Genomic DNA, 11,104 nt, shown 5'->3' with positions numbered 1-11,104 from the left:
CTAATAACTAATAACTAATAACTGATAACTGATAACTGATAACTGATAACTGATAACTGATAAGACTCCCTTACTTTTAAGATTAGAATCATATTTTTTCCATCATTAAATCTTTCCATAAATTCCTCCTAAGTAGAAAACTACAAACATTTTCATTCTCTGAGAGCTACCTAAAAAAAAATCGGCGCGTCAAAGGATTCTCGGTTGCATCCTCACAATTTTTGTGATATTCTAAAATTTTAATGGTGTCACTCGCATATCCGCATGACTTTTTATTCAACTCAATTTCCTGCTTAGAAGAATTGTCACTTGATTTTTATTCCCTTGTCTATCCAAAATGCTAACTTTCTCCCTTACTCCCCTATAAACCTTCACACAACTTTTCAGCAATAATTTCTCCTGCTAATTTATGTCCTGTAGCATTCCAATGTCCTGTACACATTGCCGTATTTTTAAACCCATGGAAACAAACTGGATTTTCCCGAACATAGTTATCAAAAGGTTCAACTAAATCAATTACAGAAAAATTATAAATTTCTCCTAAATTTTTAAGTCTTTTTGTGGGATATAACCAGTCTTGAATATTCATAATTTTCATATATCCTTCTCGCCATTGTTTTTCTGGATGAACTTGCATGGGAGTCATCACCGTAGCGACTTTAAATTCTGCTCCTTTTTCCTGTACTTCTTTTGCCATAATTCCAATTAGTTCATCTGTTATTTTCCAAGCTTCTTGCCAAGCAAAATTAGGAGGCTCTCTAAAATTATTTGCTTGTAATTTTTCAAAGTGTCTGGCAGCATTTCTCTTCTTTTGGTCTGCCTCTACTTTTTTGATAATTTGCAAAATTCTGACATTATTTACTAGCCAAGTTGGTAATTTATCGACTGTAGTAATCATATAGCGGTTTGCTTGACTAATAGTTAGCTGCCTAAAGGATAAATCTAATTCCAACTTCCCATTTTGATAGACAAAAAAAGGTCGGTAATGATTATTTTCTAACTGTCGAGAATTATCCGTAACATCATTGCCAATAAAAAAAGCTAAAAGCAAAATATCCGGCTGAAAATCCCAAACTTTTTCCCGGAGAGTTAATAATTGTTGGGCAGTTCCATAACCATCTACTCCAAAATTAATTACCTCTACTTTTGGACTTTCTAAATTAGTACATTTTCCCAATTCTTTCTGCATTACTGCCACAAAAGTTTGCTCGTAAGAAACTTGTACTGCTGAAGTAAAAGAATCTCCAAGAACAGCAATTCGCAAAGTATTTTCTGGTTTAGCTTTAGTAATTTCCGGTCCTCTGAGACCATGACTATTAAACTCTAAATAAGCCTTCCCTTCACCTGCCCACCAACCAGAAACATTTCCTTGGTAAGACCACCCTCTAACCGGATGAGGAATAGTATGAAATGTAGGATAAAAATCTGCATGGGTACTTTCAGGCATTTTTTTTAATCCCTCCAAACCAGCAACTCTTACTCCTACTTCAGCCATCGCTACCCCCACAAATAAACTGGCAAAAATCATACCTAGATTTACTGCCAAACCTTTTAGCTTTATCATTCTTTCAGTGAGAATTTTTTTTCATTTAATCATGTAGGTTGGGTTGAGAAATGTTAGGGAAGCTTATCCTACAGATAAACCCAACTTTAAAAATTTTCTTTGGTGTTTTAATAGTACCTAAGTAAAGTTTCAGCTCTGAGAAATATGGTTTATTAAGAACATACAATTAATATTTAATGTAGACAAATAAACCAAACTTATCGACTACCACCTGGCAATAAGAAAACCAGGCTTTCTTTATTATCATTTTTATAAATTAGCTCTAAGTGGAAATTCATAAATAAATTGTATCAGTGTCTCGCTCACAAAGGGAGAAAAATTCTCATGGAAATGGAGCAAGATGCTGATGCAAACGGAGCAAAACACTCCCAATACCTAAAATTTTAATCTTGATATACCAATGCTAATAATTATTAATTTCACCTACCACCTCAAGCCAATGTTTTCCTAATTCAGGCTTCTTTTCTTTGTTTTTTTATTCACTTTCTAAGATATTTTTTACCAAAAATTAAGGTATAAAGCCTTCTATTTCAAGAGAAAAAAAATCCTTCAGCAAAATCCTATTCTTTATAAGAATAGGTAATTATTAATTATTATAGCGGTTTTCACTCATGTTGACTACAAAACTTCTTCCTTCTGCCTTCTTCCTTCTTCCTTCTTTCTTTAAACTAAAATCTCTGTACTCTATATTAATAAAAACTGCTATAATTGTTAATTATTAATTGTTGAATGAGGTATTGACTAATAGGTAATACATCAATAATGAAAAATTAATCTTTACCAGAAAACTTCTAAACTGCTACTTCAGTATTGTGTCAATAACCCATCATCAACAAAATCATAAAAGCCTGATAAATTAATACTTTTAACTTTTTATTTCTGCCTAGACTAACTAGAAGTCAAGGAAGAGAAATGCAGTATTCAAAAAAAACCTTTTCCTTCCTTGTACCAAGATAATCAGATTAAAACAAAGTATAAATAAACGGAGCAATTACAGAAGACTGACTAGCAATAATCAAAGCTCCTAACAATACCAAAGTAATAATCAAGGGCAATAACCAATATTTTTTCCGCTCTCTCATAAAACCCCAAATGTCTTTGAGAAAGTCTAATATTCCTTCAAACATTTAAAAAGGTCGCTCCATACTTTCTCTAGTTTTTAATTGACTCATTACCCGATAAGTTGACGCTTCAACATTCAATTGTCGCTCCATAGGGTCTTTTTTAAACATTCGCATAATTACACCCATTGGCATAACTACAAGATAAAATACTAACCCCATCCACAGAGGAGTCATAATCTTACTTAGGAAAATTCCCACCCGCATCCAAAACTTATAAACAGGTTCCAAAGTCGGAGGTGAAACAACTGCCAATACCAATAGAGGAGTAGCAATTACCCAAGGCCATGCAGGTGGAGGCCAATGTCTGTGGAGTAACGGTAATAANTAATTACACCCATTGGCATAACTACAAGATAAAATACTAACCCCATCCACAGAGGAGTCATAATCTTACTTAGGAAAATTCCCACCCGCATCCAAAACTTATAAACAGGTTCCAAAGTCGGAGGTGAAACAACTGCCAATACCAATAGAGGAGTAGCAATTACCCAAGGCCATGCAGGTGGAGGCCAATGTCTGTGGAGTAACGGTAATAATAGACCAAATAAACCCCCAAAAACACCGCCTACTATTAGACCAAACTCCCTGAGACCCTTCTTATCAATTTTTGGTATCTCGCGATCGCTCATTAATTTATCAGTAATTAAGATTTGATTAACGTTTAAGTCCTAGCAGAAAAGCTGTTAAAAGTCAAGATAAATCTATCTCCTGTGAGGAGAAGAGCTGAGGGCTGATAGAACCCATTTGGGTACTCCTAAACAAGTAATATAATGATTTTTGCAATTTCACCTTCTGAGAATAAAAGGGGTCATTTCAGTTATCAGTTAGCCTCCTGCGGAGGAGCTGCGCTAACAGTTATCAGTTAACCTCCGACTAAAGCCGGAGGCTTGAAATACTGAGTTAAATATTATTTTCATCCCCTTAAAAAGGGAGGCTTTTGACCTGATTTTTTGGTAAAAACAGAAGCTGAAGTATGACCCAAATCTACTTAAACATAGTTTTTTTCAAATTTTTTCATTTTAACATAGTCAACAATGGTGTACAAAAAATAATGTGTAAATATGGCAGCGCAGATTGCTATACTAATAACTAATAACTTAAATGACAGGAGAAAGTCTTGAAAACAATTGAACCTTATAAAACCTCTTTAAGTGCAAATAACGCTTACTGGATGGCAAGAATGGCTAGACTTGTTTATTATAATCGTCCAGATGATACACCAGATGAAGAAAAAATAATTGCAGATTTAAAAGCTGAAGATGAAAAGTTCATTTCTGTAACTGGAGACTCTAAAAATAGTGCCCAGGCTATGTTAGTTGAACATGAAGACTATTTTTGTCTGGCTTTCCGTGGAACCAATGAACTAAATGACTGGTTCGACAACTTCAATGCTTTTCTAATTAAGAAACTATTTGGTAAGTTTCATCGTGGTTTTTTTAATTCTGTTGAAGATAGTTGGGGGCCATTGTTTAGCAAATACCAGGAATTAAGACAGAAGAAAAAACGTCCTCTATTTTTAACTGGTCATAGTCTTGGGGGAGCGATGGCTACAGTTGCTGCTGCAAAGCTAATCTACATGGGTTTACCGTTTATGTCTGTTTATACTTTTGGACAACCCCGTGCTTTAGAGAATGCAACTGCACGTTTATTCAATATAGAAGCAAAATCAAGGTTCTTCCGCTTTCATAATAATAATGATTTAGTTACTCGTGTTCCAACTCGTCTAATGGGATATAGTCATGTAGGTACCTACATTTATATTTCAGAAGAAATGGAACTCCATCTTGAGCCTGGTTTCTGGTTCCACTTTCTTGACTCTGTTGATGGTGCAGCTAACGACCTATTCAAGCTAGGTATTGATGGTGTAAACGATCATTCTATGGACAAATATTTGTCAGCAGTGAATAATTGGAATCTGATGTAAAAGAATTAAAAAGTTTTTGGGGAAGGAGAGCGATCGCTTACCTGTTACAATCTTCCTTTTTGAATACCGCAAAATTGTCAATCTGTCAATTTGTTGAAAGGTCAAATGTAGGGGCGAATGGCATTCGCCCTTAAATTGTTAGACTAGATAAAGGCAAATCAGCGGACAAACGCTTGACTTCAATATCGCCGAAAGATGCTTGTTTAGTACCTATGATTTTTTCCTCAACTATTGGACAATAGTTAGCGTTTAATAAATAAGGTGACAAGAATTATCAAAGTCACCTAAGAATAATAGTAAATGAAATTATTGATTTTGTTGTAGTAGTGTACAAGTAGTAATATTGAGTATATCAAGATAGGATATAAGGATTAGTTTAACAGATAAAAATTAAAATAAAGATGGTGCGTTACATTTCATTAACGCACCCTACTGGACCGACACTAATGGATTTCATTGATGTGTGAACATAGTCTATACTGAAAAGCGCTGTAAACTGAGAAATTCAACCTTTAGAAGACAGGAATATAAATCTTCACCTCATTTGATCTTCAATAAATTTTGTGGGGTATTTTCCATGAAGTTCAATCAGGCTAGTGATTGTCTCTTCGTCGTCGCCCGATGTTTTCAACCAATCCCGATCCATTTTGCTAAATGTGCTTGCTAAATATTCTTGATATCGGTATGTAGCAACACGATTTGTTGGTATTTCAACTTCTTTGCGAGAGAAGTCTGTCTTGAGAGTGCCCTCTATCCAGCCATCTGGTGTCAAGTGCCATTCTTCCCACTCATTGCTTGCAGACATTATTCTCCTGAAAAATAGGTTTTGTTAGCTTATAATGTAATGCACCCTGCTGATAACTGAAATGGGTAATAACCGAATTGTAATCCAGTGTTGCCGAACAAAGGGGATTTTTTTCAGAAACAGGACTTACGCAAAGAAACCGGGTTTCTGGGTTCCCCTTCGTAACTCCTGATAAAAAGTAAATCTTATCCTTTACTTCCTCTGTCTGTAAAACTATAATTCATCTTGTAAATATGCAATGCCCTAATCCAATTCAAATTCCTGTTTCCAAGAATCATCCTTTTGCCAAGGAATCTGCTGACTCTTACTCATCAAAAAATTCTCGACTACCAAATAATCCATCTCAGTCCGCATAAAACACCGATAAGCATCTTCGGGTGTACAAACAATAGGTTCACCCCGCACATTAAAGGAAGTATTCACAATAACCCCACATCCCGTCAACTTCTCAAAATGCCGAATCAAATCATAATACCGAGGGTTAGTTTCCTGATGAATAGTTTGAATTCTTGCCGAATAATCCACATGAGTAATTGCCGGAATTTCCGATCGCGGCACATTCAACTTTTCAATTCCAAACAACTGCTTTTGCTCCTCTGTCATCGGAATCAACAAATTCTCCTGCACCGGAGCTACCAACAACATATAAGGACTAGAATGTTCGATATCAAAATAATCTGAAACCCGTTCCGCCATAACCGAAGGCGCAAAAGGTCGAAAAGACTCCCGATACTTAATCTTCAAATTCATCACCGACTGCATTTTTTGATTCCGGGGGTCGCCAATAATAGACCGCCCCCCCAAAGCGCGGGGTCCGAATTCCATCCGACCTTGAAACCATCCGACAACGTTACCATTATCCAAAATTTCTGCTAACCGTGGCATTAATTCTGTATCTGGCAAATATTCATATTTTGCTTGAATAGCATCCAGATATTCCCGAATTTCCTCATCTGCAAATTTAGGTCCGAGATAAGCGCCTTGCATCATGTCATTCGGAGCGCGACAAACAGGAGGTTTTGCCACAGAAACAGCAGTATTTCCAGATTCGACAGAAATTAATTCCATTTCTGGAACATTCTCAACAACCTTTTCTATTACCCGTGGTTGATCGTGATATTCATACCAAATAGCTAAAGCAGCACCCAACGCACCACCAGCATCTCCCGCAGCAGGTTGAATCCAAATATCTTTAAAAATTCCTTCCCGTAAAATCTTACCATTCGCCACACAATTGAGAGCAACTCCCCCTGCCAAACAAAGGTAGTCAGCATTCAATTCTTTTTGGACGGTTCGACTCAGACGCAACACTACTTCCTCAGTCACCCTCTGAATAGAAGCAGCAATATCCATTTCCCGTTGACTAATTTTAGTTTCAGCTTTGCGAGGAGGTCCGCCAAACAATTTGTCAAATTTCTGATTAGTCATAGTCAACCCGGTTGTGTAATTGAAATATTCCATATTCAACCGGAAAGTACCATCAGCTTTTAAATCTATCAGATTATTTAAAATCAAATCCACATAATTAGGTTCTCCGTAGGGAGCTAAACCCATAAGTTTGTATTCCCCAGAGTTAACTTTAAAGCCAGTGTAATAAGTAAAAGCTGAATAGAGCAAACCCAATGAGTGAGGAAAATCTATTTCCCACTGAGGAGTGAGTTGATTTCCTTCTCCCAACCAAACCGAAGTAGTCGCCCATTCACCGACTCCATCCAGACACATTACCGCAGCGCGATCAAACGGACTGGGAAAAAATGCCGAAGCTGCATGAGACTGATGATGTTCAGTAAACATCAGTTGGGGAAGATGGGATGCTTTACAATTACCTAATGTAGATAATTCTTTTCTTAAAACGGTTTTCAGATATAATTTTTCTTTTAACCAAATTGGCATTGCCATCAGAAAAGAGCGAAAACCTTTAGGAGCATAACTAAGGTAAGTTTCCAGGAGTCGCTCGAATTTAACTAAAGGTTTGTCGTAGAAAACTATTTGGTCTAGGTCAAGTAATTCGATATTCGCTTCCTTCAAACAATAGGAAATAGCATTTTTCGGAAATCTGGCATCATGTTTTTTACGAGAAAATCTTTCTTCTTGGGCGGCGGCAATAATTTTTCCATCACATACGAGGGCGGCGGCACTGTCGTGGTAATAAGCTGAGATTCCCAGGATGTTCATATCTATAAATTTTTTCTCCTCACTGATAGACTGTTTAGCTGCAATTGGCGAAAACTTTAGCTAAATATCCTCAGATTATAGTTCATACAAGCATAGTCTAATTTAGTCCAACATTGAAAACTATTTCCTGGGCCAAAGCAGATAAGCTCTGCCTATGAATGATAAATAATTTTTATATAAAATTAGTATTGTCATCCGCTTTAATTATCTGTATATTAAAAATATGAAGTAAAGCAAGATTAAATAACAGTTAAATAGATGTCTACTAGAAGTTCAAAAAAGCAAGTTACGGTAATATTTCCCCATGCTCATTCGGTTACTAATTTAGAAGATATTGAGGAGGCTAAATCTCCAATTGCTTGGCAAATATTTGAAGAGTTTATGAGTAGTGCAGTCAATCACCATAAACAGCAAATAACTTCTATGTTTGATGATTACTGTAGGGAAAACCCTGATGCTGTTGAGTGCAATATTTATCCATAATAATTAATTACACAATAATTCAGTAAGCACAAGCAAAGAGTTAGAAATTAAAAAGTTTAATATCCGCAATTTTCAATCTACTTTATCCATTTTGAGCAACGATTATCATTGCAATTAATTTTCTAAAAATTGGAGAAAAAAAATGCAAGTTACTACAAATAATTATCCCAACAATATTATTGACATCTTGTTACAACCTGGTCGCAACTTTATTAATAATGTAGATATTAATAATGCGGAATTTGCCAGAAAGTTATGTCAATTTATTCCGGCTCAATGCCCTTTCGCCAGAGATATTAAATTTTTCGGGCGTACAGTTTTAAAAATTCCACCTATGTGTAAATTGAATCCTTTTTACTATGAAATAATTAGTTTACGCTTTCGCGCTTTGACTTTCTTAGCTGATGTTTGTTTAGAAGATATTACTCCTTACTGTTAAATATAATTCTGGATATTCGGCAACAGACAATAGTGAGAAAAATATTTCCCAGTCTGAGATTTACAGCAGTTTTCTACCGCTCTAAAATTACTGCAACTTCTGGTAAAGACAATAACTGATCATACAAAATATTAGCAATAAATTCATTGCCAAATACAGAATAATGCCCATTATCGCCTAAGAATGCTGTTTCTACTTTTTCATTAGAAATTCTCTTTCTAAATTCAGCAATAAGATCGATATAAATTATGTTGCGTTTCTCTAACTCTACCTGTAGATATTGTCGCCAAAAATCAGANATTCTCTTTCTAAATTCAGCAATAAGATCGATATAAATTATGTTGCGTTTCTCTAACTCTACCTGTAGATATTGTCGCCAAAAATCAGATTCATTTCCATAATAGTCAGAACTAATAGGTAAATAAACTACTTAAATCACCCGTGCCAAATATTTATATTTGCTCTTGAGTAGGATTATTAGAATTTTATCAGTGGCATAGTCAAGTAAGTTTAATTTTAGCGATCGCTCGCCTTGATCTTAACTAGCTATCAGCTTTTAGCATTCAGCATAAAAATCAACCTATAAAATTATTCTACTGCTGTAAAATTACTCTAACTTCTGACAAAGATAACAACTTTTCATATAAAACATTAGCAAAAAATTCATTGCCAAATACAGAATAATGCCCATCACCTCCCAAGAATACTGTTTCTACTTTTTCATTAGACATTCTCTTTCTAAATTCAGCAATAAGATCGATATAAATTATGTTGCGTTTCTCTAACTCTACCTGTAGATATTGTCGCCAANCATTAGACATTCTCTTTCTAAATTCAGCAATAAGATCGATATAAATTATGTTGCGTTTCTCTAACTCTACCTGTAGATATTGTCGCCAAGAATCAGATTCATTCCCATAATAGTCAGAACGAATAGGCAAATAAACCACGACTAATCTACTATTTTTATCTCTATTTATTTCTGCTAACTCCTCAAATATTTTCATGGCTATAGCAGGAGTTTGAGCAACATATTGATTATCAGTTTCCAGCTTTCTCGGAAACAATATTTGCCATAGACCTAAAAATCTTAATTCCTGAATATATTTACTACCTTCTGTAATTTTTGGAACTAAAAAAGAACCTCTAGGTACAGGAAAATTATGATTAACTAACTCACCATTTTCTAAAGATAATAATGGTTTCCCATAACCTAGAGACTTGGCACGCTGCATCCGCACAAAATCATCAGTAATAAAAGCAAATATCTGAATATTATGGTCAAACTTACTACCATCACGTTTGTACNGAATATATTTACTACCTTCTGTAATTTTTGGAACTAAAAAAGAACCTCTAGGTACAGGAAAATTATGATTAACTAACTCACCATTTTCTAAAGATAATAATGGTTTCCCATAACCTAGAGACTTGGCACGCTGCATCCGCACAAAATCATCAGTAATAAAAGCAAATATCTGAATATTATGGTCAAACTTACTACCATCACGTTTGTACCATAAATAAGCTTGGTCAACACCATATCCTCCTTGACCCATATTAATAGTTTGCAAAAGGTTATTTATAGATGTTAATAATTGACACCATGTTTGATCATTGCTAACTCCCCATCCCATTGTGAAAGAATCCCCAGAACAAATTATCCTAAATTTATTGGGGGGAATATTAATAGTAAAGTCTTCCTTATTTCTAAATGATTGAGAATTTGTCCGAAAATATATCCCCTCACCATACATATTTGGAATATCTACATTAGGAATATTCACCCATCCTAATAGTTCATCATATTGAGTGTGGCGTCTTTCACTTATCGGTCGAACTTTACTAATTTTATTAAACAGTAATAATATGCTAGATAGACCTTCAACCAAACTTAATATAGCTACTAATAAAAGCAGATTAATTAAACTGACTTTGATAATTTTTCTGCTTTGAATAAATCCCATATTATATCATATCCGGTTAAATAATTATAAGTCAAAAGGTAGGAGTCGGGAAAGGGAGCCGTTGCATTGGGGACCTACAGAATTCAGGAGAGAAGAAAAGAGAGAAATAAAGTATTAAGGAGGATAAAGTTTTATTATACCTAATTATCTGGACATGATATTACTCATAAATCTTGCAATCAGTCAGATAAGCTATTCCTCATTTAAACTACTTACCGAATTATTAATTATTAATTCTGGTTTAAAGCCTCCCCTTGGATAGGGGAAAAAAGCGGTCGTTTGCGGAGCATTCCGTCAGGATGGGANAGGATGGGATGGCGTTTGCTAACGCAAAGCTCCGCTTTATATGTCGCGAAGCGTTAACGCGCGTTGTGCGGAACGCTAAACGCGTAATTAGGAGCATTCCGTAGGAAAGCGTCCCGGAGGGAACGGTCTCCCGCTCTGGAAGAGGCAGTGGCTCTTCCAGAGGAGCTGCGCTAACGCTAACGTTAACGCCATATCCAATCGACCAAGAGAAGAAATAATATTTCCTTATCTTCAATTCCCGTGCGGTTTTAACCAGAGGTAATTATCAATTATCAATTATCAATTATCAATTATCAATTATCAATTATCAATTATCA

The 11,104-nt window shown here is 35.4% G+C and carries 9 protein-coding genes; 3 read left to right on the top strand and 6 right to left on the bottom strand.

What is annotated here, in order from left to right; genetic code table 11:
- Window positions 1-361: 361 nt before the first annotated feature.
- The 4 genes from AFK68_RS26245 to AFK68_RS42635 all read right to left on the bottom strand — a co-directional run.
- Window positions 362-1,564: an SGNH/GDSL hydrolase family protein gene (locus AFK68_RS26245; RefSeq protein ID WP_094676418.1), complete on the bottom strand. Its 1,203-nt coding sequence runs from the start codon at window positions 1,562-1,564 to the stop codon at window positions 362-364.
- A gap of 962 nt (window positions 1,565-2,526) precedes the next feature.
- Window positions 2,527-2,691 carry a DUF5989 family protein gene (locus AFK68_RS37400; RefSeq protein ID WP_094676416.1) on the bottom strand — a complete coding sequence of 55 codons (165 nt, stop codon included), beginning with the start codon at window positions 2,689-2,691 and terminating at the stop codon, window positions 2,527-2,529.
- Window positions 2,692-2,961, bottom strand: coding sequence for an SxtJ family membrane protein (locus tag AFK68_RS42640; protein WP_246844472.1), 270 nt, complete (start codon window positions 2,959-2,961; stop codon window positions 2,692-2,694).
- 52 nt (window positions 2,962-3,013) lie between these two features.
- A partial coding sequence (locus AFK68_RS42635) for an SxtJ family membrane protein (protein ID WP_143438302.1) occupies window positions 3,014-3,317 on the bottom strand: 304 nt, incomplete at its 3' end.
- 488 nt (window positions 3,318-3,805) lie between these two features.
- Between AFK68_RS42635 and AFK68_RS26225 the strand changes: the two genes are divergently transcribed.
- Window positions 3,806-4,612 (top strand): lipase family protein, encoded by an 807-nt coding sequence (locus AFK68_RS26225; protein WP_246844471.1) that lies wholly within the window; start codon window positions 3,806-3,808, stop codon window positions 4,610-4,612.
- A gap of 535 nt (window positions 4,613-5,147) precedes the next feature.
- Here AFK68_RS26225 and AFK68_RS26220 read toward each other — a convergent pair.
- Both AFK68_RS26220 and AFK68_RS26215 read right to left on the bottom strand, forming a co-directional pair.
- Window positions 5,148-5,417, bottom strand: coding sequence for a hypothetical protein (locus AFK68_RS26220; protein ID WP_094676412.1), 270 nt, complete (start codon window positions 5,415-5,417; stop codon window positions 5,148-5,150).
- A 243-nt stretch (window positions 5,418-5,660) separates the two neighbouring features.
- Window positions 5,661-7,592, bottom strand: a complete 1,932-nt coding sequence (locus AFK68_RS26215; RefSeq protein ID WP_094676410.1) for a carbamoyltransferase — start codon at window positions 7,590-7,592, stop codon at window positions 5,661-5,663.
- A gap of 258 nt (window positions 7,593-7,850) precedes the next feature.
- Between AFK68_RS26215 and AFK68_RS26210 the strand changes: the two genes are divergently transcribed.
- Both AFK68_RS26210 and AFK68_RS26205 read left to right on the top strand, forming a co-directional pair.
- Window positions 7,851-8,075: a CP12 domain-containing protein gene (locus tag AFK68_RS26210; RefSeq protein WP_094676408.1), complete on the top strand. Its 225-nt coding sequence runs from the start codon at window positions 7,851-7,853 to the stop codon at window positions 8,073-8,075.
- A gap of 142 nt (window positions 8,076-8,217) precedes the next feature.
- Window positions 8,218-8,514 carry a Mo-dependent nitrogenase C-terminal domain-containing protein gene (locus AFK68_RS26205; protein ID WP_094676406.1) on the top strand — a complete coding sequence of 99 codons (297 nt, stop codon included), beginning with the start codon at window positions 8,218-8,220 and terminating at the stop codon, window positions 8,512-8,514.
- The last annotated feature ends 2,590 nt before the right edge of the window (window positions 8,515-11,104 follow it).

The sequence above is a fragment of the Hydrocoleum sp. CS-953 genome (assembly GCF_002260545.1).
GTDB lineage: Bacteria > Cyanobacteriota > Cyanobacteriia > Cyanobacteriales > Microcoleaceae > Trichodesmium.
Note: the sequence above shows the minus strand (reverse complement) of the source record. Positions and strands in the feature narration are given on the sequence as shown.

What these genes read in the sequence shown, in the direction of transcription:
- AFK68_RS26245 (WP_094676418.1), bottom strand. Translation starts at nt 1,564, where the DNA reads ATGATAAAGCTAAAAGGTTTGGCAGTAAATCTAGGTATGATTTTTGCC.
- AFK68_RS37400 (WP_094676416.1), bottom strand. Translation starts at nt 2,691, where the DNA reads ATGTTTGAAGGAATATTAGACTTTCTCAAAGACATTTGGGGTTTTATG.
- AFK68_RS26220 (WP_094676412.1), bottom strand. Translation starts at nt 5,417, where the DNA reads ATGTCTGCAAGCAATGAGTGGGAAGAATGGCACTTGACACCAGATGGC.
- AFK68_RS26215 (WP_094676410.1), bottom strand. Translation starts at nt 7,592, where the DNA reads ATGAACATCCTGGGAATCTCAGCTTATTACCACGACAGTGCCGCCGCC.
- AFK68_RS26210 (WP_094676408.1), top strand. Translation starts at nt 7,851, where the DNA reads ATGTCTACTAGAAGTTCAAAAAAGCAAGTTACGGTAATATTTCCCCAT.
- AFK68_RS26205 (WP_094676406.1), top strand. Translation starts at nt 8,218, where the DNA reads ATGCAAGTTACTACAAATAATTATCCCAACAATATTATTGACATCTTG.